Here is a 24,340-nt window from a genome sequence, read left to right on the forward strand (position 1 = left end):
CAGCATGGCCGTGAAAATTCTCTGGTACCTCACCACACCTGACGGGCCTTACCCGTGGGAGCCCGAGGGCCGCTGGAAAACCGACTTCGAGCACCTCAAGCAACTGGCCGTGGCCAGTGACCGGCTGGGCTACTACGGCTCCTTGCTCGGTTCGAGCCCCAACGAAAGCCTGGCCGTCGCTGCTTCGTTGATTGACGCCACCAAACGCCTGCGCTTTCTGGTGGCCCAGCATCCGGGCGAGCTGTCACCTGCGGTGCTGGCCAAGTGGGCGCTGACCTTCGATCAGTTCTCCAATGGCCGCCTGCTGTTCAACGTGGTCAATGGCAATGATGCTGGTCTGGCAACCCTGGGCGTGCATTACCCGCACGATGAGCGCTATGACTTCAGCCTCGAATACTGGAAGGCCTTCAAGAGTATTTATGCCGGCGAAACCGACGGCTTTGACGGCAACTACGTCAAGCTGGCGCCGCGCCCGGCAGGCGCTGCCGGGCACCCGTTGGGCGGCTGGCATGCACCGCTGCAAAAACCGGGCATCCCGCTGTGGGGCGCCGGCACTTCCGGCCCTGGCGTGGCGCATTCGGTGCAACTGCTCGATGTGTACCTTAGCTTTGCCAACACCCCACCAAAACTCGGCGAGAAGTTCCGCCGGGTAGCCGCCGAGGCGGCGAAGATCGGCCGCGAACTGACCTTTGGTACGCGCCTGCAGATCATCGTCCGCGAGACCGAAGAAGAAGCCTGGGCGCATGCCGAGAAGCTGCTGCAACGCACCTCGCTGCAGACCGCGCTCAACGCTGTGCAGCGCCAGTTGCCGCCGGGTGAAACCCTGCAGACCTTCCACAGTGACGACCCGCAGATCCAGCGCAATATCGAGACCCTGCGCAGCGGCAAACTGCCCAAGGCCCGTGATCTGGAAATCTACCCCAACGTCTGGGTCGGCCCGAGCCTGTTCGGTTTCAACATTCTTGGCCCTGCGGCCGGCACTTATCTGGTCGGCAGCGCCGAGCAGGTGGCCGAGCGCATCCGCGAATACGAAAGCCAGGGCACCTCGGCGTTCATCCTCTCGGGCTTCCCGCTGATCGACGAAGCCCATCGGGTGGCCGACCTGCTGTTGCCGTTGCTGGAGCTGGATCACGGCTTCGAGGTGCCGTCGCTGGGCGTCGCCCGGCGCACCACTGAACCCGCGTAATAACCACGTAGGAGCGGCTTTAGCCGCGAATGGCCGGGCCAAGGTTCCTTATTGAAGTTTCACCGTTTGCAGATGGAGTCAGCATGAGTCACGAATTTTCCCGCCGTATCTTTCTCGGCAACAGCCTGATGGCCGGTGGTGGCCTGCTGCTCGGTGGCCTGCTGGGCGGTTGCGACAACGGCAGCAAGGCCGGCGCGGCAGCGTCTGCCCAGGCCGGTGCCGCCGCCGCTGCGCTGACTCCGGTGCGGGGCGGTCGGCTGCGGGTCGGCATCATTGATGGCGACCAGGCCGGCAACCTCGACGCTCACAAGCCGCTGGGCGGCGGGATCATTCGTGGCTGGGCGCTGTACAGCAAGTTCTGGGAGTGGAACCCGGATGTCAGCACCCGCCTGGCCCTGGCCGAATTCGCCGAACCGAATGCCGACGCCAGTGCCTGGACCATCCGCCTCAAGCAAGGCCTGGAGTTCCACCACGGCAAGACCATCACGGCTGACGATGCGCTGTTTTCGATCCTGCGCCTGACCGATCCAAAACTGGCTTCGCCCTTTGCCGGGCTGGTGGGCAGCATCGACCGCAATGCGCTGCGCAAACTCGATGAGCGCACCATCGAGATCCGCTTCAAGCAGGGCCAGAGCTTTTTCCCGCTGGACGAAACCCTGATCAGCTTCGGCGGCATCGTGCCCACCGATTACGACCCGGTGACCAACCCGGTGGGTAGCGGCCCCTACAAGCTCAAGAGCTTCATCCCCGGCCAGCGTTCGCTGTACACCCGTTTCGAGAACTACTACAAACCCAACCAGCCGTACGCCGACGAGCTGGAAATCATCGAGTTCAAAGACCAGGTCTCGCGCCTGGCCGCATTGCGGGCCGGGCAGATCGACGTCGCCAGCGGCGTGACCGCCGAGCACACGGCAACCATCAAGGCTGACTCACGGCTGCGCCTGTACGCCTCGCCGACCACCTCGTTCAGTGGCTTCAACCTCAACGTGGCCAAGGCGCCCTTCGACGACCCGCGGGTGCGTGAGGCCTTCCGCCTGCTGGCCGACCGTGAAGAACTGGTGGCCCGCGCCCTGAATGGTTTTGGCCGGGTCGGCAACGACCTGTACTCGCCGCACGACCCGACCTTCAACCATGCCATTGCCCAGCGTAAATACGATCTGGAGCGGGCCAAGGCGCTGTTGCGCGAAGCCGGTCAGGAAAACCTGCGTGTCGAGTTCACCACCCCGCCGGGTGGCAGCGCCAACGCGGCCTTGGTATTCGCCCAGCAGGCCAAAAAGGCCGGAGTGGAGATCAAGGTCACCCAGGTCGATAACTCGGTATTCAACGGCCCGCAACGCGACAACTGGGTGATGTCGCCGGCCTCGACCCCGGCGCGTGGCTTTCTGGCCACTGCGCTGCACAACGAGGCGCCGACCGCGATCTACAACCGCAGCAACTTCCACGATCCGCGTTTCGACGAACTGTTCCTCCAGGCTCTGGCCCAGCCTGACCTGGAGAAGCGCAAGGTGCTGGTCCATGAGGCTCAGCGTATCCAGCACGAGCGCGGCTCGCTGTTGATCTGGGGCTTTGCCGATATCCTCGATGCGGCGTCGGCCAGGGTTGGCGGCCTGACGCCGGAACAGACCACCTTCGCCTCCTGGCGCTTTGACAGCCTGTGGTTGAACCATGCCTGACTCTTCTTCTGTACCGGGTTATTCAACGCCAGCACAGCGGCGTTTTCAGGCGCCGGCCTGGCTGTCATGGTTTGTCGGCCGGCTGGGCTATGGCCTGCTGACCGCCTGGGTCATCAGCCTGGTGGTGTTCATCGCCACCCAGGCGCTGCCGTCTGACCCGGCACGGGTGATTCTCGGCCCTGATGCGCCGCTGGAAAGCGTGCTGACCCTGCGCCAGCAACTGGGCCTGGACCAGCCGATTCTGCTGCAGTACTGGCACTGGTTGCTGCGCACCCTGAGCGCTGATCTGGGCACCTCGCTGGACTCCCAGGCGCAGGTCAGCACCCTCCTGTTCAGCCGTTTCGGCAACACCCTGGCGCTGTTGCTCGGGGTCTTACTGACTGCTGTACCGCTGGCCCTGGCCCTTGGCGTGACCCTGGCGTTGCGCCGCGACAGCCGTCTGGACCGTTGGGCGCTGTCGCTGCTGATCTACCTCAAGGCCACGCCGGGCTTTCTGCTGGCCATCGCCCTGGTGCTGCTGTTTTCGATGCCGCACTTCGACTGGCTGCCGGCGGTATCGCTGCTCGACCCGGACCAAGGCCTGCTTGCGCAACTGCACTTTCTGGTGCTGCCGATTTTTGCCCTGTCGCTGTCGGCGCTGCCGTATCTGACCCGCATGGTACGTGCTTCGATGATTGAGGCGCTGGAGTCCGACTACGTGATCGCTGCCCGCCTGCGCGGGGTGCCGGAGCGCCGTATCGTCTGGCTGCACACATTGCCCAATGCGCTGATCCCGGCCATCCAGGGCGTGGCGCTGACCCTGCGCACGCTGATCGGCGGCGCGCTGCTGGCTGAAGTGATTTTCAGCTATCCCGGCATTGGCACCACTCTGAATTCGGCGATCCAGATGCGCGACCTGCCACTGATTCAGGCAGCGGTGCTGGTCACCACCCTGGGCGTGGTGCTGGTCAACCTGCTGGCCGACCTGCTCACCGTCTTGCTGACCCCGAAACTGCGCACTGCCCGCAAGGTGCACATGATCAACCGTAACCGCCGGGGCATCCGCCCCTGGTGGCGTCGCACCCCGGCCCGCCAGGCCGGTTGAGGAAACCGTTATGAGCACTGCATCCGCTGCTGCCCGCTGGCGCCTGTTATGGCGCGAACCCCAAGTGCGTCGTGGCCTGATCATTACCCTGCTGGTGACCGTGGTGGCGGTGTTCGGGCCGCTGCTGGCAGCGCATGCACCGACCGACATGGTCGGCCCGGTGTACGGCGCGCCGAGCAGCGAAGCCTGGCTGGGCCATGACTTTCTTGGCCATGATGTGTTGTCGCGCCTGCTCGCCGGTGGCCTGTCGGTGCTGTGGATGTCGCTGGCGGCGGCGCTGATTGCCCTGCTGGTGGGCGTCAGTCTGGGCCTGGCGGCCGGTTTTTCCCGGCGTCGGCTGGACCAGACGATCATGTGGGGGGCGGACATCTCGCTGGCTTTTCCCGACCTGATCCTGGTGCTGCTGATTGTCTCGATGCTCGGGCGCCAGCCTTGGCTGATCGTCCTCACCGTGTCGATTGCCTTTATCCCTGGTGTGATCCGCCTGGCGCGTGGCAGCACCGTGGCGGTGGCCAGCCAGGAGTTCGTCGAGGTGGCGCAGATGATGGGGTACTCCCGGCGGCGGATCCTGTTCAAGGAAATCCTGCCCAACATCCTGACGCCACTGCTGGTGCATTTCGGCAACATGCTGACCTGGGGCGTGGGGATCCTCTCGGGCCTGAGTTTTCTCGGTTACGGCGTGGCGCCGCCGGCGGCCGACTGGGGGTTGATGATCAACGAGAACCAAGCCGGCCTGCTGGTCCAGCCGTGGCCGGTGCTGGCCCCGGCGCTGATGATCGGCATCTTTGCCTATGGCACCAACATTCTGGCTGAAGGCATTGGCCGCAGCGCGGCGCGGATCGGGGACAAGCAAGCATGAGTGTGATCGCAGAAATGAGCCTTGAACAACGCGCCCACGTGGCCAGCGCCCTTGAACCGCAGCTCAGCGAGCCGCCAGTGTTGTCGGTTGCCGGCTTGCGGGTCGAGCTGAGCGCCGATGTCGATGTGCTCGACAAGGTGTCGTTCAGCTTGCGGGCCGGGGAAATCGTCGGTCTGGTCGGCGAGTCCGGTTCCGGCAAGACCACCTTGGCCACAGCGCTGCTGGCCCACGCCCGACGCGGCGCACGGATTACCGCCGGGCGGGTGGAGATTGCCGGCCAGTCATTGCTAAGCCTGCACGGCGAAGCGTTGCGTCAGGCCCGTGGCAGCCTGATCGGCTACGTCCCCCAGGACCCGGCCACCGCGCTGAACCCGGCGCTGCGCATCGGCAGCCTGCTGCGCGAAACCCTGGCGGCCCACGACCCTGACCTGAGCCGTGAGCAGCAGCGCCTGCGTTTGCAGGAAACCCTGCGCGATGTCGGTTTGCCGGACGATGAGCTGTTTCTCAAGCGCTTCGCTCACCAGTTGTCGGGTGGTCAGCAGCAACGGGTGTTGCTGGCCCTGGCCTTTGTGCTGCGACCACGCCTGATCGTTCTCGACGAGCCGACCACCGCGCTGGACGTCACCACCCAGGCGCATATCCTCGACACCCTGCGCCGGCTGTGCAAAAGCCAGGGCGTGGCGGCGGTGTATGTGTCCCACGACCTGGCGGTGATCAAGGACCTGGTCGACCGGGTGATGGTCATGTATGCCGGCCGGCTGGTTGAAACCGCCAGCCGCGAAGAGCTGTTCAAGCACCCGGCACATCCCTACACCCGTGGCCTGCTGGCGGCGATTCCGGATGTGGCCGAACGCCGCGAGATCAACGCGATTGCCGGCCATGCGCCAGCTCCGGCGCAGCGCCCGGCGGGTTGCTCGTTCGCTCCGCGTTGCCCGCGCAGCACGGCCGCCTGCCAGCAAGAGCCGACACTGCAGGCGCTCAGCGGCCAGCAGCAGGTCGCCTGCCTGCACCCGCATCTTGAAGCGTTGGCCCTGGTGACCCAGACGCCACTGGCTGCTGCCGTCTTGCAGCACGAGGCCCGGCCGTTGCTGGAAGTGGCCAGCCTCGACGTGGCCTACGACCGTCAGGTGTTGTTCGATATCTCGCTGCAAGTGCGCGCCGGTGAATGCCTGGCACTGGTCGGTGAGTCCGGTTCCGGCAAGACCAGCCTGGCCCGGACCCTGGCCGGTCTGGGCGAGAACGCCGCTGGCACGCTGCACTACGCCGGCCAGGCGCTGAGCCTGCAAGCCCGCCAACGCAGCCCGGAGCTGCGCCACCGCATCCAGTACATCTTCCAGAACCCATACCGCGCGCTGAATCCGCGCCAGACCGTGGGCGAGTGCCTGGGCGCGCCGTTGCAGCACTTCTTCGGTATCAAAGGCGCGGCCGCCCGCGAACGCGTGGCGGCGGTACTCAAGCGCGTATCGCTGCCGGCCAGCACCGCCGAGGCGTATCCGCACAGCCTGTCGGGCGGCGAACGCCAGCGCGTGGCAATTGCCCGCGCGTTGATCTGCGAACCGCAACTGCTGATCTGCGACGAAGTGACCTCGGCGCTGGACGTTTCGGTACAAGCCTCGATCCTCGCCCTGCTGCGCGAACTGCAAAGCGAAGGCCTGACCCTGCTGTTCGTCACCCATGACCTGGGCGTGGTCCGCGCCATCGCCGACCGGGTGGTGGTGCTCAAGTCCGGACGGATTCTGGAGCAGGGTAGCGTCGAACAGGTACTGGACCGGCCAGAGAGCGAGTACACCCGTACCTTGGTGAGTAATTCACCGACGTTGGTTTGAAGCTGGCAGTGCATAGCACTGCCAGGGACCTTTGCGCTGCTATCGCCTGCAGAGCAGCCTCCCACAGTCTTGTGCCGTACATGAAATCCATGCTCGACACATCGCCTGGGTAAGTCAGCTTGCTTGTGTCGTCCATGCAACCCATGAGCGGTGTATCACTTGTGGGAGGCAGCTCTGCTGGCGAATGCAGTGCGCAGCGCTGCCAGGTGCCTCAAGGTTCACTAAGCCCGCAGCAACGCTCGCCGCCGCGCCTCTTCGCGCACCGCCGGAATGATCCAGCGACCGTAGTCCACCGTGTCATACAGCGGGTCATAGCCGCGATTGAGGAAGGTGGTCACCCCCAGATCCACGTAATCGAGCAGTGCCTCGGCTACGGTTTCCGGGGTGCCGACCAGTGCTGTGGTGTCGCCGTAGGCCCCGACCGCGCTGGCGGTGGGCATCCACAGGGCGCGGTCGTGGCGGTCGCCGGCGGCGGCGGCAGCCAATAGGCGTTCAGTGCCGGTGCCCTTGATGCGTTTGCGCCACGGGCTGCCTTCGGCGAACTGCGGGTTGGCCTTGATCTGCGCCAGGATCTGTTCGGCGCGCTGCCAGGCCAGTTCCTCGGTCGCGCCGAGAATCAGCCGCACCGAAAGACTGACCCGCGGCGCGGGCTTGCCGGCGCTGCTGGCGGCGGCGCGCAGCTTGCCGATCTGTTCGGCCACGCCGTTCAGTGGCTCGCCCCACAGCGCATAGAGGTCGGCATGCTGTACGGCGATCTGATAGGCGATGTCTGACGAGCCGCCAAAGGAAATCGGAATGTGCGGCTTTTGGACCGGCTTGACCGGTGAGAACCCGCCCTTGATCTGGAAATACTGGCCGTCATAGTCAAACGGCTCTTCGCTGGTCCAGGTGCGCCGCACGATATCCAGATACTCGCCGGCGCGCTTGTAGCGCTCGGTCTTGTCGAGCAGAAAGTCACCTTCCTGCGGCTCGGCGGTGATGCCGGTGATTGCGTGCATGCGCAAACGTCCGCCGCCGGTGGTGTGGTCCAGGGTGGCAAAGGCCCGCGCGGCCACGGTGGGAGCGGTCAGCCCCGGCCGGTGGGCGATCATGAAGCCCAGCCGCTCGGTCTGCGAAGCCGCGTAGGCAGCGATCTGCAGGCTGTCGGCGCTGCCGGGGCCGCTGGCGATCAGCACCCGGTCGAAGCCGGCCTGCTCGTGGGCACGGGCATGATGGCTGATAAACGGCAAGTCGAAATCCGCGCTGCGCTGGCCGTGGGTTTCGGACCACTGGCGGGGAAAAATCATGCCGACAAATTCGATGGACATACGCTGTTCCTCTTAGAACTGATAATCGACCTGGGCCAGCACGGTGCGGCCCTGCATCGGTTGCAGGAAGGTGTTGGTGGAACCGGCCAGGCCGCTGACGAAGTTCAGCTCATCAGTGAGGTTGAGCACCCGCAGCGTGGTGCTCCAGGTCGGCTGGCGGTAGTACAGGGCCAGGTCCAGGTTGTACTCATTGGGGATCTGTACGGTCTTGCTCAGGTTCAGGTACCACTTGCTGGTCCACCAGCCGGACAGCTCGGCACCGAAGCCGTTGTCGAAGCGGTAATCGACAAAGCCGCTGGCGGTGTATTCGGGAATCTGCACGGCGTCGTATTTGCCCGACGGGCGCTGGTTGAGACTGTTGTTGTCACCGAACACTGTGCCGTTGTCAGGCACGAAACCCGCCGAGGCAAAACCGGCCTGGGAGGTGAACTCGTTATAGGCCTTGAGCTTGCTCAGGTTCACGCCGCTGCGCAGGTTGTCGTTGGGCTGATAACGCACCGTGGACTCCACGCCCTTGATGATCAGCCGGGCAATGTTGTTATTGCTGTCCGGCGCCTGGTCGCGGGCCTGCTTGAAGCCGGCCACGGAGAAGAACAGGGTGTTGGGGATCGCATCGACCTTCAGGCCGACTTCATGCAGCACCGACAGGCTCTGGAACTGCAGCGGGTTGAGCAGGTTGGCTGCCGCGCCGCTGCCCCAGCCGATACCGTTGGAGAAGAACCCGGTATTGACCGCCAGCGAACGGTCGAAGGTGTAGTACAGGGTGCTGTTATCGGTGGGTTTAATGTAGGGGCTGACCTGCACCGAGAACAGCCGGTAGCTGTCGCTGTCCTTGCGCTGGCTGGCGCCGGGCAGGGCGAACGGGTTCTCGATGCGCGCATCGATCCAGCTGCGGCTGGCGCCGATGTTCAGGCCGACGCGCTGGTTGAAACTCAGGTTGTGCTGGCTGAACAGGGTCTTGGTGGTCCAGACGCTTTCGGCGGTGTAGGGCGCCACCGACTCGGCATATAAACCATGGCCGGCCGGGTACATGGCCGGCAGGTTGAGGTAGCCGTAATAGTTGGAGAACTGCGCCACGCCCGGTTGGCCGATCCATGCGCCCTCGCCACCGGCCGGGTTGCTGCCGGTCAGGCCCAGCAGGTCGCCGGGGTTTTTGCCTGCCGGGTCCTGGGTCAGGTCGTAGGCGTAGATATTGCCGCCAAAGCTGTTGTTGGCGGCAATCGACTGGTTGAACTCGCGGCGGTAGATCAGCCCGCTGTTGCTGTCGTCGACCACCTTGATGCCGAACAGCTCACCCTCGTTGCGCCAGCGCAGCTCGAAGCGGTTATCGAAGAGGTTGTCTTTCGATTGCACGTTGAACGAGCCCACGGCATCGGTGATGTCGTTGGAGCGCTCGTAGAACGTGCTGTTGGCCAGGGTGATGTCCGGGCTCAGGTCCCACTCGGCGCGCAACTGGGTAATGAAGCGCCGTGAGCTGCTTTGATCCTCGGCGCGCTGGCTGGTTTGCGACGACAGCGAAGTCAGACCGTTACCGGCCAGATTCGGGTCATAGACCCAGCCGCGTACCGTACCGGGGCTGGCCTGGGTGTTGGGCGAGGCCGTCTGGAAGCTGTTATTGACCACAGTGTACTGGCCCTGGGCATTGCGCTGGCGCTGGACCCAGCCGGTCACCGGGGCGTTGGCTGCGCCCGATTGCAGCACCGGCGACCACAGGCTGTTGCCGTTCTGGATAATCGGCGTGGCGCGCCCGGCGTAGTACTTGCCATGGTCAACCAGCTCTTGGGTGGCGCGGTTCCAGCCGTGGGTGATGTTGTAGTCGTAGTAGTTGTCGTAGCTGGCGTTCCAGTTGACCCGCACGCCATCGCTGCGCCAGGCGAAGGCGCCGTAGAAGGCGTTGAAGTTGTTGTCGACGTTATCGTAGTAATCCTGGTTGCGCTGCTGGGTGACGCTGAAGCGATAGGCCAGGCTGTCGGTCAGGGGGCCGGTGGTATCGACCGTGTATTTGCCCGAGCCACGCGAGGTGGCACCGGGGTTCCAGCCGCCGAGTTCGGCGCTGATTCGGGTGCGTTGTTCGTCGAAGTCAGGCTTCTTGCTCAGGTAGTTGACGTAGCCACCGCTGCCCGACACCGAGCCGTAGGTCACTGACGAAGGCCCGGCGACAATGTCGGCGCCTTCGATGCCATTGAAGTTGGCCGGGTGACGCACCGCGTAGCCGCGCTGGCCGTCATGGAACACTTCCGAACCCTGGCCACGAAACTGCGGCGCCAGGCCGGCGTTCTGACCGCCGCCACGGGTGATGCCCGGTGCGTATTTGACCAGGTCGTCACTGCTGCGGATCGGGTCGCGGGCCAGTTGCTCGGCGTTGACCTGAGTGACCGAACGCGGGGTGTCGAGCACGCTGGCCTGCAGCCCGCCATACACCGACGTCGGTGGCCGGGTCGGGACGATGGCGGTGTCAGGGTCGGCTGTCTTTTCAGCTTCCACAGTCACTACGCCCAGGGTCGGGTCCTGGGCGTCTTGTGCCCACACCGACGAGGGCAACAGCGCAAGCAGTGCCACCGACAGCAGCGTGGGTTGAAAACCGGCACGGGCCGGGGATGTAGCGATTACAGGCATGAGCGTCTCCCTGCACGGTGGCCTGTCAGCCAGCGTGCTGATTGCTAAAGAGGTGTGCTTTCCTGCCTGTGCGTTCGCTCGGAAAGTCGGCCGGTGTGCGCGCGGCTTCAGCCGCACAGCAAGCGGTTTGGCATCAGGCTTTTCCCGTCAGCCACAGGTTCTCGAAGCGCCAGGTGCTGAACTGGGTGCGTTCCGCGCCAGCGCCGCCAACGTGGCTGGCAAAGCCATCGAGCTGGTCGGTGTAGCCCCAGATCAGCATGCCGCCGCGGTCGTACTGAATGCGCTGCAACTGATGAACCAGCGCGGTGCGTTGGGCCAGGTCCGGTTGGGCCATGGCCTGGTGAAACAGGCGGGTGAATTCCGGGTCCTGGAAGTTGGTCTTGTTGGCCACTGCAAAGGGTGCGTCGGTATGAATCGCGCTGGCCAGAAACGGCGCGCCGATGCTGCCGCCGGTGCTCAGTGGCCATTCGGTTTTCTGCGGACCCTGGAAGGTCGGCAGGTCGACCTGGCGGACCTTGAGCGTGACCCCGGCCGCGCGGGCCTGCTCGGCCAGCACCAGAGCGGCCGAAGCGCCGGGGCCGGCAGTGGTCACCAGCTCCAGTTGCAGGTTTTCCTGGCCGGCATCTTTGAGCAGTTGCCGCGCTGCCGCGACATCGTAGGGGCGTGGCGGCAGGCTGTGATCGAAGGTCGGATCGCTGGGCGAGTACAGGTCATTGGCCACCCGGCCCTGACCGTTGAGCGCACGGCGCACCAGATCCTCGCGGTTGGCCAGCAGACGAAACGCCTGGCGCACGCGCGGGTCATCGAACGGTGGCTTGGCGGTGTTCATGTCAAACGACAGCCAGTTACCGGTCACGGAGCTGACCAGTTTGATGCGCGGGTCGCGGCGCAGCACATCCAGTTGCTCGCTGGGCATGCCGTTGGCCATGTCGATCTGCCCGGCGCGCAGCGCGGCCAGGCGTGAAATCTGGTCCTTGAAATCGATGATTTCCAGCTCGTCGGCGTAGGGCTTGCCGTTCTTGAAGTAGTTCTCGAAGCGGCTGAACACCGAACGCTGGCCGGGGGTAAAGCTCTTGAGCTTGTAGGGGCCGGCACCGACCGGGTTGGTGACCGGGTGATAGTCCACCGGCACGATACCGCCGAAGTTGACCCAGGTTTCTGCCAGCGGAAAGTAACTGCGCCCGTCGCGCAAACTCAGGCGGACGGTGCGTTTATCGAGCTTGACCAGATTGTCGCGGTCGACCCAGTGCAGCAGCGCCGCATAGGGCGAGGCCAGTTGCGGGTCGGTGAGGCGGCGGATCGAGAAAATCAGGTCATCGGCATCGATGGTCTTGCCGTGATGAAACTCCAGGTCCTGGCGCAGGCGCAGAGTCCAGGTCTTCGCGTCCGGGCTGACCTCGGCTGCTTCGGCCAAGGCCAGACGCGGCTGCATGTTTTCGTCCCACTCCCAGAGTTTGCTGTACAGCGCAAAGCCACGCACGATGCCGCTGCCCACCGGCTTGTGGGCATCGAGGTTGCCGCTCTGGTTACCATCGATGATGCCCAGCCGCAGCCGCCCGCCATACTGCGGCTGGCCAGTGCCTTGGCCGCTGGCCTGGCTGGCCGGGGCCGCGCCGTCGCAGCCACTGAGCAGGCCGCTGCCGCCCAGCACCAGGCCGGCCCCCAGCAATGCGGTGTTGTTGAGCAGATGCCTGCGGCTGATCATGCGTGGCGCTCCTTGAGTTCAGGTTTCAGTGGGCGTTGGCGACGGCCGCCAGTGGCGCCACGCTGGCCGAGCTTTTCACCAGTTCGCCACGTTCGCTGCGAAAGTGCGGCAGGATGTGCTGGCCCAGGCGATAGGCTTCTTCCAGGTGCGGGTAACCGGCCAGGAAAAACAGCTCCAGGCCCAGCGCGTTGTACTCGCGAATGCGCGCCACCACGTTTGCGTAACTGCCTACCAGCGCGCAGCCCGGCGGTACACCGATATAGCCGAAGCCGGCCCAGACATTGGGGTAGATGAAGAAGTCGTCGTACTGTTTGACGTCTTCGCGCTGGCCGAACTGTTCTTCGTAACTGAGCTTGCGCGCCGTGCGCAGGCCCGAATGGGCCGCCACGGCCTTGGCCGCGCCACGGGCGATGCCATCATCGAAAAAGCGCTTGGCCTCGGCGTGGGCTGCCTCCTCGGTTTGGCGGGTGATTACATCGATCGACAAACCGAGGCGGATATCCTGACGGCCGTGCTTGAGGGCGCGTTCACGCACATCGGCAATCAGCGCGGCGATCTGCTCGGGGTGCTCGGCGCGCATCAGGTAGTAATCGGCATGCTTGGCGGCAAATTCCCTTGCGGCAATCGATGAACCGGCGGTGCAGATCACCGGCAGTTCGGCCTTGTTCAGCGGATGCCGCAGGCCGCCGCCTTCGGCGCTATAGAACTTGCCCTGGTAGTGGAAGTTTTCGTTGTGCCAGAAGCCCTTGACCACATCGAGAAATTCCGTGGCGCGTTCATAGCGCTCATCGTGGTCGCTGAAGTCACCGACCTGTCGCTGGATCGCGTCAGAACCGCCGTTGATGATGTTCCACACCAGGCGGTTGCCTGTCGCTCGCTGGTAGGTCGCCGCCTGCTGCACGGCCACCCAGGGTGTGTAGTGGTAAGGCTGAAAGGCAGTGACGAACTTCAGGGTGCGGGTTTCCCGGGCCAGCAACGAGCAAACTGTCCACGGTTCTTCACCGCTGGGCGCGTTGACCATCAGCACCCCGCCAAAGCGGTTGATCTCGTTGGCGCGGGCGATCTGGCCCAGGTAATCGATGTAGGTGAACGGGTCACCGACCTTGAAGTCCGACACCGCGCCGGTGCCGTCACTGGGCCCCCAGTCACCACGGTTACGCGGGTCGCCCGGCAGGTATTGGGTTTCGCCGTGCAGCGGCAGGCGGCTGAAGAATTCGATGCTCATGAGGGTGGTCTCGACAATCAATGGAGGGCCAACGGGAAACTGCCCTGGCAGCTTCCCGGCGGGTGCACACAAGGCCCTTTTTCAATCAGCCTGCGGTGGGTTCGCAGATCGGAGTAATGGTCTGGCCGGCGATGACTTTCTTGGCGAACGGGATCGAGTCCTTCAGCGAGGCATTGACCGTTTCACTATGGCCCAGCCCCTTGTACAGATGACCCTCGACGACGGAGCCGGCCTTGCAGGCGTCCTTCATCAGTTGCAGTTGCGTTTGGGCCGCAGGCGTTTTGTCTTCGGCGCCGGTGCCGATGAAGATCGGCTGGGCCAGCTTGAGGGTCGGGTAGCTGACTTGGGCAGACCACGGCTTGAGCTTGGCGCCGTCGTTGTCCTTGCGTGCCTGAGCCGGGGTCAGGCCCAGCGCCAGCACGTCGCTGGTCAGCGAGGCCAGGCAACTGGTGCGTGCCTGCTCGAACAGCGGCAGGGCCTTGTCGGTGTAGTGGTCTTTCGGGTCGATGCTCGGGTCGTACTGCTGCGCCGCAAGCAAGGTGTAGAAGCCGTAAGTCAGCGCGGCATCGACCTTGGTCTTGTCCTGATTGCCCACGCTCTTGGCGCCTACGGTGTAAATCACCCCGGTGCCGATGCTGCCCTTGACGCCGAGGTCCGGTGCATAAGTGGCGGCATAGGCGCCTGCGGCAAAGGCGCCGGCACCGCCTTGCGACTGGCCGACGATCAACACTTTGTTGGCCAGCCCCGGCACTGACTTCACGACGGCGCGGGCGGCATCGAGGATGCCGTAGGCCGCGGCGCGGTTGTTCAGCAGCGGGTGGCCGCCGGGCACACCAAGCCCCTGATAGTCAGTGGCGACAATGGCGAAGCCCTCGCTCAGCCAGCGGTCGAGAAACTGTACGTCACGGTACGAGCGGCCGGCCCAGGACGGCGCACAGATATCGGCGACGCCGACCGTGCCGTGACCCCAGCTCAGCACCGGCCAGCCGCCTTCAGGCGCGGTGCCCTTGGGAATGAACAGCGCGCCGGAAACGGCGATCGGGGTGCTGCCGTCGATGCCACTGAGTGAGGAGTAGAGGATGCGTTGCTGCGAGGCGGCGCTGGGCAGGCTCAGGGTGGCATCCAGCGGTTCGCTGCGCAGCAACTTGCCGGGGGTGTCAGGAATCACGTCCTCCCAGGTGTAGAACGCCGAGACCCGGCCATCGCCTTGCAGCGGGTCGGGTTTGGGGGCGTGTACGCCGGCGGCCAGGGCGTTGATTGAGAACAGGACGGCCAGTGCGGCAACCGAATGCTTGAACGGGCGAATCAATTTCATGGCAGTTCCTTAAGCGCAAAGGTAGCGAGCGGATGCCGGCGGTGACCGGCTTGCCAGCAGCAGAGCAGGTTGCATGCCATGCCCGGAAAAACCGCCTGCAGGCCTTGCCCGGCGTGGCTTTGCCAGAAATTGAGCGGGTGCTGGGTGTTGCCTGGGACGCAGCCCGATGCGCGCTGCAAGGCAACCACTGCTGACCGATTGCTGCTGGAGCAGCAGGGCGAGAGACGTTTTTCGATATATCCCTTTTGGGAATAAACAAATGAAAATTAATAATTAAAGGAGCTATGAACTTTCGTGCAAAGATGGCCGGGCGCTTTCACTGCCAGGTACGCAACATGTCGCTGCTCACTCATCCTCATGCCCGTGAACTGACCAAATCGGTGCGGGCCACCGTGCTGGTGTTCAAGGATCCACGTTCGCAAGAGCTGCTCAGCCGCATCGAGCGCCTGGCGCCCAGTGAAGCCAATACCCTGATCATCGGTGAGACCGGCACCGGCAAAGAGCTGGTGGCGCGGCATATCCACCATCTGAGCCGGCGAGGCCGTGAGCCGTTCGTGGCGGTCAACTGCGGCGCTTTCGCAGAATCACTGGTGGAGAGCGAACTGTTCGGCCATGAAAAGGGCGCCTTTACCGGTGCCACCAACAGCAAGGCCGGCTGGTTCGAGGCCGCTGACGGCGGCACGCTGTTTCTCGATGAAATCGGTGACCTGCCGTTGAACATGCAGGTCAAGCTGCTGCGCGTTTTACAAGAACGCGAGGTGGTGCGGCTGGGCTCACGCACGCCGATTCCGATCAATGTGCGGCTGGTGGCGGCGACCAACGTCAACCTGGCCGACGCCGTGGTGGCCGGGCACTTCCGGGAAGACCTGTTCTATCGCTTGCACGTCGCGACCATTCGCCTGCCGCCGCTGCGCGAGCGGCCGGGCGACATCCTGCCGCTGGCCGATTTCTTCATCGGCGAACATTGCCAGCGGCTCGGTTATAACCGCGCCTCGCTGAGTGAAGAGAGCGAGCGCAAGCTGCTGATGCACAGCTGGCCGGGCAATATTCGTGAGCTGGAAAACGCCATTCATCACGCCTTGCTGGTGTGCCGCAATGAAGTGGTGCAACCCGCCGACCTGCACCTGGTGGACATGCGTTCATCCGGCATCCGCCAGGAAGAAGCGGTGCAGGCTGCGGCGGCACCGCGCCCGCTGGCGCCGCCGGCCAATCTGGAAAGTGCCCTGATTGCGCTGTTCGAACAGAACATCCCGGACCTGTACGAACACATCGAAGAAACCCTGTTCCGCACCGCCTACCGTTTCTGCCATGGCAACCAGTTGCAGACCGGCCGGTTGCTGGGCATCAGCCGCAATATCGTGCGCGCACGGCTGGAGAAGATCGGCGAGTTGGCCAAGAGCGCAGACTGATTGGCCTCAGTGCTTGCTTTCGGCTTGCTGCGCAGCTGCACGGCTGGCGTCGTTCAGGCTGTTGTGATGCGCGAGGGTGTCGTCGCCCTTGGCATCGCTCACTGAGTTGCGAAAGCCCTTGATCGTCTCGCCAAGGTCGGTACCGAGGGTTTTCAGGCGGCGGGTGCCAAACAGCAAGACCACCAACAGCAGCACGATCAACAGTTGCCAGATTCCGATACCGCCCATTACGCAACGCTCCAGGTAATTGATTTGCCAAATGAACACGCATCTTGCCGGGCCTGTATGACGGGCGCGTGACGTTTTTGCGCGGTTTACATGAGGTTGCAACATTGCCTGTGTTGACTAGGGGCTGTTGCCGTTTCATCACAACCGCGCCGAGGTCTGTTTTGTCGGTTTGCATAGGCTTCAGTCTGTTGGAGGGCGTGCGACGAAACAGCCACGGCCCTGCGGGTTGCGCTGAAACGGCAACAGCCCCTAACGTTCCAACGCGGCAGACAGGTGTGATGATGGACCGGAATCGACAACAAGGCGCGGCGCTGCTGATGGTGCTGGTGGTCTTGGCCATGCTCGCCGGTGGCTTGACCTGGCTGGTGCAACAGGGCCGTCAGGAGGTCGACGGCGTGCGTCTGATTCAGCAGCGCGTGCAGGCCCGCGCCATCGAGAAGGCCGCCCTGGCGTTTGCCGAACAGGCGCTCAAGGACTCGCTGTGGCGTGCCAGCCCGATGTTCTGGCAGGCGCTGCGCGGCCAGCCGCTGAGCTATGACTTCAAGGGTGGCAGTTCCAGCATCCGCATTATCGACCTGCACACCTGCTTCAACGTCAACAGCCTGATCGGCCCGGAAGCGCAGCGCGCTCGCGGCCAGTTGTTGCACCTGCTGGGCGATGACCTGGCCGCCGAGCGGCTGGCCGACAGCCTGATCGACTGGCTGGACAGCAATCATCAGCCACGCCTGCATGGCGCGGAAAACCACGAATACTCACGCCAGTCACCGCCACGCCTGGCCGCCAACCAGCCGATGGCCGACATCAGCGAGCTGAACCTGCTGGCGCTGCGCATGCCCGGTGCGGCGGGTGCGTTGTGCGCCTTGCCGGACCACGAAGGCTGGCGGCTCAATGCCAATGCGCTGAACCTTGCGCACTTGCCCTTGCTGGAGGCGCTGTACCAGGGCGACCTGTCCCGCGCCCAACTGACCCGCCTGATCACCGGCCGCCCGGCGAGCGGCTATAAAGACGCCAGCGACCTGCGTCAGGTTATGGGCGCAATGGATGACGATGCCTTTGCCCGGTTGAGCGAAGGGCTGTTGCTCAATGGTGATCATTTTCTGCTGCAAATCGACACCCGCCTGGACGGGCAACTGTTCAGCAGCCAGTACCGGGTGCAAGCGCGGGGTGTGGTGAAGTGGCACGGCCGGGTGCCGGCGCAGCAGATGGTGGTGCGAGGACGGGAGGTGTTTGGCCACTGACCATCGAGGCGCGACAAGCCCCGCCGTTCAGGGCGGGGAAGGATAGCGCGGACGGCGTAGCCGTCCCTGGTTGCAATGGGGTGTCTGCTGCTGTTCGATGGACGCACCGCCACAGGATGATGCGCAGTAACATGGCGACACAGATGCCCTTATACGGCGATCTTTCGTTACAAAGACCCCATGGTCATGCAGCTTGAAAACACCGTGCCGTCCGCGCCTAATGGCGTCTTCATTGCTCATGGCTCAAGAGCAGCATGCAACGACTTCAAGCCTTCAAGTACGAACTCATGCCGGACGGCCAGCAGGAGCGGCAAATGCGCCGCTTTGCGGGCTCCTGTCGCTTCGCCTTCAACAAGGCGCTGGCGTTGCAGAAGGAGCGCCACGAGCAAGGTGAGAACAAGCTCGGCTATGCGGGCCTGTGCAAGTTGCTGACCGAGTGGCGCAATAGCCCGCAAACCGCATGGCTGGCCGATGCGCCTGTTCACCCATTGCAACAGAGCCTCAAGGATCTGGAACGGGCCTACACCAACTTCTTCGCCAAGCGAGCCGACTTCCCCCGCTTCAAGAAGAAGGGGCAGCGCGACAGTTTCCGCTATCCCGACCCGAAACAGATCAAGCTCGACCAGACCAACAGTCGCCTGTTTCTGCCAAAGCTGGGCTGGCTGCGCTACCGCAACAGCCGCGAGGTGCCTGGCACGGTGAAGAACATCACCGTGAGCCAGTCGTGTGGCAAGTGGTTCGTGAGCATCCAGACCGAACGCGAGGTCGATGAGCAGCCCACGGCACAGGGGGCGGCAGTCGGCATCGACATGGGCATTGCCCGGTTCGCCACGCTTTCGGATGGTTCGTTCTACGCACCCCTCAACAGCTTCAAACGCCATGAGACCGCGCTGTGCAAAGCGCAGCAGGCGATGAGCCGCAAGGTCAGATTCAGCCGCAACTGGAAGAAAGCGAAAGCCTGCGTCCAGCGCATTCACTCCCGAATCGGCAATGCCCGCCGCGACTACCTGCACAAGTGCTCCACCACGATCAGCCAAAACCACGCGATGGTGTGTATCGAGGACTTGCAGGTACGGAATATGTCCAGGTCGGCGGCAGGCACGGCAGAGGCACCGGGAAGAAACGTCCGGGCCAAATCTGGCCTGAACAGGGCCATTCTCGATCAGGGCTGGTTCGAGTTCCGCCGCCAACTGGACTACAAGCTGGCGTGGCGCGGCGGCTGGCTGATTGCCGTGCCGCCGCAGAATACCAGCCGCACGTGCCCTTGTTGCGGCCATGTGTCGGCGGCCAACCGCCAGACGCAAGCGCTGTTCAGGTGCGTGGGATGTGGTTTTGAAGGCAACGCCGATGTGGTTGGCGCGATGAATGTACTAAGGGCGGGACACGCCCGGTTAGCCTGTGAAGTGAGCGCAGAGGTCATGGCGCCAGCAGCAGGAACCCACCGAAGCGACTCGGGGGCGGCTCGATGCCGCGCCTGAGCGCCGTAGGAGTCTCCGGCCTTCAGGCCGGGGAGGATGTCAAGGAGGGCAATGGAATGCCTGCTCATGCTCATGCACGTAATCTTCGTATTGGTCGCCGCTCGATACAGGGGCAAATCTATCTGGTGACATGTGCCGTCCGGGAACGGGCTCCAGTATTTGCGCAGTTTCATATTGGTCGGATGCTGGTCGCACAACTGCGTTGCCTGCATGAGGCTGGGGCGGTGAATTCGTTGGCCTGGGTAGTGATGCCGGATCACTTGCACTGGTTGTTCGAGCTACGCTCAGGTTCCTTGAGCCAACTGATGCAGCAGCTTAAAGGCGCAAATGCCTATGCGATCAATCGTGCTTGCGGCAACCAGACACTACGTTGGCAGAAGGGTTATCACGATCATGCCGCGAGGCCGCCAGAGCAGGTGCTGGAGATCGCGCGCTATGTGATTGCCAACCCGGTTCGCGCAGGTTTGGTCGAAAGCGAGGGGGATTATCCGTTGTGGGATTGCGTTTGGACCTGAGTGGCGTGTCCACCCTGTCGTGCAGCAAACACGCAACCCCGTAGGAGCAGCTTCAGCTGCGAAGCCTTCACATCGCGGCCTTCGCGGCTGAAGCCGCTCCTACCGGGGGTATCGCAATCCGGGTCGATCAGACCCCCAACTCGCCCCCGTCGGCGCGCTGGATCACCACGGTCGACGCCCGTGGTCGTACCTTGCCGACTGTGACGTCAGTGGCCACCTGGGTGGACGGCCAGTTGCCCGGGTGCTGGATGTTGATGAACATGCTCTTGTTGTCCGGGGTGAAGGTCACGCCGGTCACTTCGCTGCCGTTGGGGCCGACGAAGAAGCGGCGCAGGTCGGCCTGGTTGCTGGCGTTGACCGGGACTTGCTTGCCGGCGGCGTCCACCATGTTGCTCGGAATCACCGCCAGCATCTGGTCGTTGGTGTAGCTGGTGATGGTCGATTCGCCGTTGTCGGTCTGGATCCACAGGATGCCGCGGCTGTCGAAGGTCATGCCGTCCGGGCTGGCAAACTGGTTGAGTTCGGTCAGGCCGGAGCGGTTCAGGTCGGCAGTGCCCGAGGCGTTGGCGCCGTAGACGAAGATGTCCCAGGTGAACGAGGTCTGGTTGTCGGCGTCGTGCCAGCGGATCACGTGGCCGTGACGGTTCGGCACACGCGGGTTGGCAGCGTTGGCGGTGGTGCGGCTGGAGTTGTTGGTCAGGGTCAGGTACACGTCGCCATTGACCGGGTTGACCGCGGTCCATTCCGGGCGGTCCATCGGCGTGGCACCGACCGCATCGGCTGCGCCGCGGGTGTTGAGGATGATGCCCGGCAGGTCGGTGAATTTGGCGCCCAAGGTGCTGCCGTCGGTGGTCGCGGAAGTGGTGTCGAGCAGCAGCCAGGTGCCGGTGCCGTCCGCGTTGAAGCGCGCCACGTACAGCTTGCCGCTGTCCATGTACTTGGCGCCGGTGGCCAGACGATCACTCGGGTTGGCGTCGGCCGCGCTCCACAGTGCGGTGGAGACGAACTTGTAGAGGTATTCGTTCTGCGAGTCGTCACCCATGTAGAACACCACCGGCTTGCCTTCGGTCAGCAGGCCCGGCCAGCAACCTTCGTGGCGGAAGCGGCCCAGCGCGGTGCGTTTGACCGGCACGCTGGTGTTGTTGTACGGGTCGATCTCGACGATGTAGCCGTAGGTACTGGCTTCGTTGCGGTAGTCCGCCGTGGCGCTGGCACCGGTCGGGGTGATGTTGAAGCGGCGGAACTCGTCGTTGACCTCTGAGCTGTCACCGGCGGCGGTTTCCCACTGGTAGTTGGTCTCGCTGGTGGCCACGCCGATCCGGCGTTGATCGGCCGGCACGGTGCCTTTGTTGACGAAAATGCCCGGCCAGTTTTCTTCACAGGTCAGGTAAGTGCCCCATGGCGTGTAGCCGTTGCCGCAGTTGTTGTTGGTGCCGCGGGTGCGGGTGCCGTCCGGAGAGAACTTGGTTTTGACGTGGTCGGTGCCTTTGAGCGGACCGGACAGGTTCATCACCGAGGCGGTGGTGAAGCGGCGGTTGAGCGGGTCGTTATCGACGATCTGCCAGCGACCATCAACCCGGCGCACATGCATCACACCGGCGCCGTGGGCGTTGATTTCCTTACGCACTTCTTCAACCGGACGCTTGCCGGCAACGGTGGTCGGGCCGTTCGGGTGCAGGGCGTTTTCATCAATGTACTCGTAGTTGATGGCGATGATGCCGTCAGTGGAGCTGCCATTGATCGGGAAGTAATGAATGCCGTCGTGGTGCATGCCGGCCGAGTTGGCCTGGTCGGTAGAGGTGTTGGTACCGTCGTTTTTCCAGGCATTGGCGGTGCTGTTGAACGGGGTGCCCCATGGCGCCAGAACGTGGGCCACGTAACCGGCCGCCACCACACAGGCGTCGGTGCGCGAGCCAGGAATGGAGTTGAAGCCCAGCTTCAGTTTCGGCACTTCCGGGGTCGGGGTGACCGGATTGGTCGGCGTGGTCGGCGCGTCATCACTGGAGCTGCCGCCACCGCTGTCGAAGCAGCCGGTCAGGCCAGTACCGGCAATCAGGGCAATCGCCGCCCCCAGGCCACCGCGCACGACGCTGCGACGGCTCAGGTACGTGTCGATGACTGAACCCATGGGTTCGTTGACGCTCGGGTTGCGGTTCAGGTTATCGCCGGTATCACGACTCATCCATCAGGTCCTTTTATGAGAGTTGGTTTGGAAAAGGAACCGCGGACTTTAAGAGCCAAGTGTGATGATTAATTGGCAGTTTGATTAAATTATGCCACCAGCTTTAGAGGGTTTGTTTCAATATGTAACAGGCGCGTGAGCAAACTCTAATGCAACCTGCTGTTTTTATGAGCCTGACGCAGTGGACTGATTTTTATCAGGTTTAGCGTTATTAAAACGGAGCGCCGCGAGTCCTGAGTTTGATTGTTAGTTTGTCTGACAATCATTGGTTGTCGTAAAGACGGGAAAAATCCATTGCTGTTAGTGGCGCTTTTTCTCAGCTGCTGATGGCACCGATGATGGCTCCTTAGTTGCAAAACTGCCATCAAACTGTCATTTGTCATCGCCAATATGCCGCCCCTGTACTGAAACAGTTCCAGGGTGTGTGAACGATGGTCTCTTTGCGGCGGCGCGGTGTGTTGGGGTGGATGACCATGGGCGCCATGGCTCCCTGGTTATCGGCCTGTTCGACGCTGGGTGGGGCCGCCGGCCAGGGTGGCCAGGTCGACCTGCTGTACGTCGCCGATACCCTGGACGCACGCCAGCCCGGCCTGCCGGTAGTACCTGCCACGCGCCTTGGCCCGGCGACCCGGATCGGCCAGGCCCCCTGGATCAGCGGGGCCAATGCGCGATCCGCACAGCAACGCATGCTTGACCCATTGCTCGATGCCAGCCAGGCCGGTGAGGTGCAAACGGGCGGTTACCCGGTGCTTGGCGCCGTGTTGCAGCGCCTGCGCAACGAGGCCGGGGAAGGCAATAGCCTGACTCTGGAGAACGGCCAGTGCTGGAATGGCAGTGGCCTGGCGTACCTGACCCAAGGCTTGTCCGGTGTGCAGGGCAGTGCGCTGCTGGGCAGCGAAGTACGGGTCAGCAGTGACGAGCGTCTGCTCTGGCCGCAAGCCTGTGCCGGTTTGTACCGACAGTTCAAACATCCGGTACTGGGCGCGGGGCTGGACGCTGACACCGCGCAGCGTTTCGGCACCCGGCCAGTGAGCTTCTTTAGCCGTGGCGGGCTGCGCATCGCGGTGGTGGGCGTCACCGACCCTTACGCGAAAGATCAAAAACCGTCGCTGCAACAATGGCTGGACAACCTGCGACCGGCGTTCGAGCAGGCGCGCGCCGAAGCCGATCTGGTGATTGCCCTGGCCGACACGGGCACCGGCCCCGGGCTGTGGCTGGCCGAACGGATTCCCCAACTGGATATTCTGCTCTGTGCCCGTGGCCAGGACCTGTGGCCGCAACCGGTGCAGGCACTGCAAGCGTCTGGCAAGCAGGTGCCGGTGATCTTCGGCGGCATGCGAGCCAGCGGCGCCTTTCGTATTCGCTGCCAGCAAAACAATGGTCAGTGGCAGTTCAGCGCGCATTTTTATCCGGCGCTGGAAGGCGCGCTGAGCGTGGCCGATCAGGCCGAGGCCCAGCGGATTCGCCAGCTTGCCCAGCAGCAGCGCGCGGCCCACGCCGGCTGGCTCGACCAGCCGCTGGCGCGGGCACCAGAGCCGCTCTGGCGGCGTGATGTACGCGGCGGCAGTTGGGACCGCTTGCTGCATCAGGCTCTGGTACAAAAGCCTGACAGCCTGGTGCTGCTGCCCGGCCTGCGGTATGACAGCCCGTTGCAGCGTGGGCAGATGATTACCCGCGAACACCTGCTCAGCCTGACCGGCAGCTATCCGGCGCCGGTGGTCGATGTGTCGGCCAAACAGGTGCCGCAAGTGCTGGAAAACGCCGCCGAGCAACTGTTCGGTGAGCCGCTATTGCTCGATAACAGCCAGGACCTGCCGCGCTGGTTCGGCCAGCCCTGGCAGGTCACCTACAGCGCCAGTGGCAAACGTGTCAGCGGCCTGGGCGAACCTGAAGGCCTGTGCCGCACCTTTGGTCCGGGCGTCGATGCCCAGGCCGGCCAGCCGCTGTGGCAACACCTGGAAGCCTGGCTGCGCGAACAGCCAGACGGTTGGCAACTGGCGAGCCTGGCGCTGCCGCCGGTGCGTTACGTACAGGGCCATCCTGGCTGGCACCCGCGCGAGACAAACGCTTGAGCCGCCTCACCCGTGCCAGTCATCTGCTGCTGGTTGCGTTGTGCGGCTGGCTGGCGGCGCAGTGTGTGTTGCAGATCAGCAGCAAGAGCGCCAGCGCCGCCGCGCCGGTCACGCTGGCGCCGCTGCCGCAGTTGTTGAGCGAGCACTGGCACAGCCAGGCGGTGACCTCCGGCGACTTGCCGCTGACCCGCCTGCCGATCGAATACATCGGCGGCCTCAAGAGCCGTGACCTGGCGGCCACCGTGGTGGTGCTGCGCTTCGAACAGCGCCAGCGCACCCTCAGCCGTGGTCAGCGGCTGGCCCCCGGTATCGTGCTGCAAGACATCGACGAACGCGGGCTGATCTTCGACAACCACGGCCAGCGCGAGCGGCTGCCGTGGCCGGCGCAGCGTCCTCCATTTGGCATCAAGCAACAGGGCTGA

General features: G+C 63.9%; 18 protein-coding genes. 11 read left to right on the forward strand and 7 right to left on the reverse strand.

Annotated elements, in window-relative coordinates; translation table 11 throughout:
• Positions 1-4 precede the first annotated feature (4 nt).
• The 5 genes from NRB16_RS20185 (at position 5) to NRB16_RS20205 (ending at position 6,628) form a co-directional block, all read left to right on the forward strand.
• The gene (locus NRB16_RS20185) at positions 5-1,186 is read left to right on the forward strand and encodes an LLM class flavin-dependent oxidoreductase (RefSeq protein WP_257106790.1); all 1,182 of its coding nucleotides are present in this window, start codon (positions 5-7) and stop codon (positions 1,184-1,186) included.
• An 83-nt stretch (positions 1,187-1,269) separates the two neighbouring features.
• Complete coding sequence (locus NRB16_RS20190; protein WP_257106791.1) at positions 1,270-2,859, forward strand: ABC transporter substrate-binding protein; 1,590 nt, start codon at positions 1,270-1,272, stop codon at positions 2,857-2,859.
• Positions 2,852-3,943 (forward strand): ABC transporter permease, encoded by a 1,092-nt coding sequence (locus NRB16_RS20195; RefSeq protein WP_257106792.1) that lies wholly within the window; start codon positions 2,852-2,854, stop codon positions 3,941-3,943. The genes NRB16_RS20190 and NRB16_RS20195 overlap by 8 nt, the downstream gene beginning before the upstream one ends.
• Positions 3,944-3,953: 10 nt before the next feature.
• Positions 3,954-4,802, forward strand: a complete 849-nt coding sequence (locus tag NRB16_RS20200; RefSeq protein ID WP_257106793.1) for an ABC transporter permease — start codon at positions 3,954-3,956, stop codon at positions 4,800-4,802.
• Between the two features lie 14 nt (positions 4,803-4,816).
• Positions 4,817-6,628, forward strand: coding sequence for a dipeptide ABC transporter ATP-binding protein (locus tag NRB16_RS20205; RefSeq protein ID WP_373568489.1), 1,812 nt, complete (start codon positions 4,817-4,819; stop codon positions 6,626-6,628).
• 221 nt (positions 6,629-6,849) lie between these two features.
• On the opposite strand, the gene NRB16_RS20210 is transcribed toward NRB16_RS20205, so the two are convergent.
• The 5 genes from NRB16_RS20210 to NRB16_RS20230 all read right to left on the reverse strand — a co-directional run bounded on the left by NRB16_RS20210 (position 6,850) and on the right by NRB16_RS20230 (position 14,796).
• On the reverse strand, positions 6,850-7,935 hold the full coding sequence (locus NRB16_RS20210) for an LLM class flavin-dependent oxidoreductase (RefSeq protein ID WP_257106795.1): 1,086 nt from the start codon (positions 7,933-7,935) through the stop codon (positions 6,850-6,852).
• A 12-nt stretch (positions 7,936-7,947) separates the two neighbouring features.
• Positions 7,948-10,551: a TonB-dependent receptor plug domain-containing protein gene (locus NRB16_RS20215; RefSeq protein ID WP_257106796.1), complete on the reverse strand. Its 2,604-nt coding sequence runs from the start codon at positions 10,549-10,551 to the stop codon at positions 7,948-7,950.
• A 133-nt stretch (positions 10,552-10,684) separates the two neighbouring features.
• Entirely contained in the window at positions 10,685-12,256 is a 1,572-nt protein-coding gene (locus NRB16_RS20220) for an ABC transporter substrate-binding protein (RefSeq protein WP_257106797.1), read from the reverse strand.
• 25 nt (positions 12,257-12,281) lie between these two features.
• Positions 12,282-13,481 (reverse strand): LLM class flavin-dependent oxidoreductase, encoded by a 1,200-nt coding sequence (locus NRB16_RS20225; protein WP_257106798.1) that lies wholly within the window; start codon positions 13,479-13,481, stop codon positions 12,282-12,284.
• An 85-nt stretch (positions 13,482-13,566) separates the two neighbouring features.
• Complete coding sequence (locus NRB16_RS20230) at positions 13,567-14,796, reverse strand: lipase family protein (RefSeq protein WP_257106799.1); 1,230 nt, start codon at positions 14,794-14,796, stop codon at positions 13,567-13,569.
• A gap of 335 nt (positions 14,797-15,131) precedes the next feature.
• Here NRB16_RS20230 and NRB16_RS20235 point away from each other — a divergent pair, with 335 nt between their 5' ends.
• A complete protein-coding gene (locus tag NRB16_RS20235; protein WP_045494198.1) occupies positions 15,132-16,205 on the forward strand; it encodes a sigma-54-dependent Fis family transcriptional regulator in 1,074 nt (357 codons plus the stop codon).
• A gap of 6 nt (positions 16,206-16,211) precedes the next feature.
• On the opposite strand, the gene tatA is transcribed toward NRB16_RS20235, so the two are convergent.
• Positions 16,212-16,433: a twin-arginine translocase TatA/TatE family subunit gene (gene tatA / locus NRB16_RS20240; RefSeq protein WP_257106815.1), complete on the reverse strand. Its 222-nt coding sequence runs from the start codon at positions 16,431-16,433 to the stop codon at positions 16,212-16,214.
• A gap of 281 nt (positions 16,434-16,714) precedes the next feature.
• Between tatA and gspK the strand changes: the two genes are divergently transcribed.
• The 3 genes from gspK (at position 16,715) to NRB16_RS20255 (ending at position 19,664) form a co-directional block, all read left to right on the forward strand.
• Entirely contained in the window at positions 16,715-17,671 is a 957-nt protein-coding gene (gspK, locus tag NRB16_RS20245; RefSeq protein WP_257106800.1) for a type II secretion system minor pseudopilin GspK, read from the forward strand.
• Positions 17,672-17,925: 254 nt separating this feature from the next.
• Entirely contained in the window at positions 17,926-19,149 is a 1,224-nt protein-coding gene (locus tag NRB16_RS20250; RefSeq protein WP_257106801.1) for a transposase, read from the forward strand.
• A 56-nt stretch (positions 19,150-19,205) separates the two neighbouring features.
• On the forward strand, positions 19,206-19,664 hold the full coding sequence (locus NRB16_RS20255; RefSeq protein WP_257106802.1) for a transposase: 459 nt from the start codon (positions 19,206-19,208) through the stop codon (positions 19,662-19,664).
• Between the two features lie 127 nt (positions 19,665-19,791).
• Here the strand turns inward: NRB16_RS20255 and NRB16_RS20260 are convergent, their stop codons facing one another.
• Complete coding sequence (locus NRB16_RS20260; RefSeq protein ID WP_257106803.1) at positions 19,792-21,846, reverse strand: PhoX family phosphatase; 2,055 nt, start codon at positions 21,844-21,846, stop codon at positions 19,792-19,794.
• A gap of 431 nt (positions 21,847-22,277) precedes the next feature.
• Here NRB16_RS20260 and NRB16_RS20265 point away from each other — a divergent pair, with 431 nt between their 5' ends.
• Both NRB16_RS20265 and NRB16_RS20270 read left to right on the forward strand, forming a co-directional pair.
• On the forward strand, positions 22,278-23,918 hold the full coding sequence (locus NRB16_RS20265; protein WP_257106804.1) for a lipoprotein UxpA: 1,641 nt from the start codon (positions 22,278-22,280) through the stop codon (positions 23,916-23,918).
• Positions 23,915-24,340 (forward strand): pilus assembly protein PilZ, encoded by a 426-nt coding sequence (locus NRB16_RS20270; protein WP_045487129.1) that lies wholly within the window; start codon positions 23,915-23,917, stop codon positions 24,338-24,340. Before NRB16_RS20265 ends, NRB16_RS20270 begins: the two co-directional genes overlap by 4 nt.

The organism is Pseudomonas sp. LJDD11 (genome assembly GCF_024584215.1).
GTDB lineage: Bacteria > Pseudomonadota > Gammaproteobacteria > Pseudomonadales > Pseudomonadaceae > Aquipseudomonas.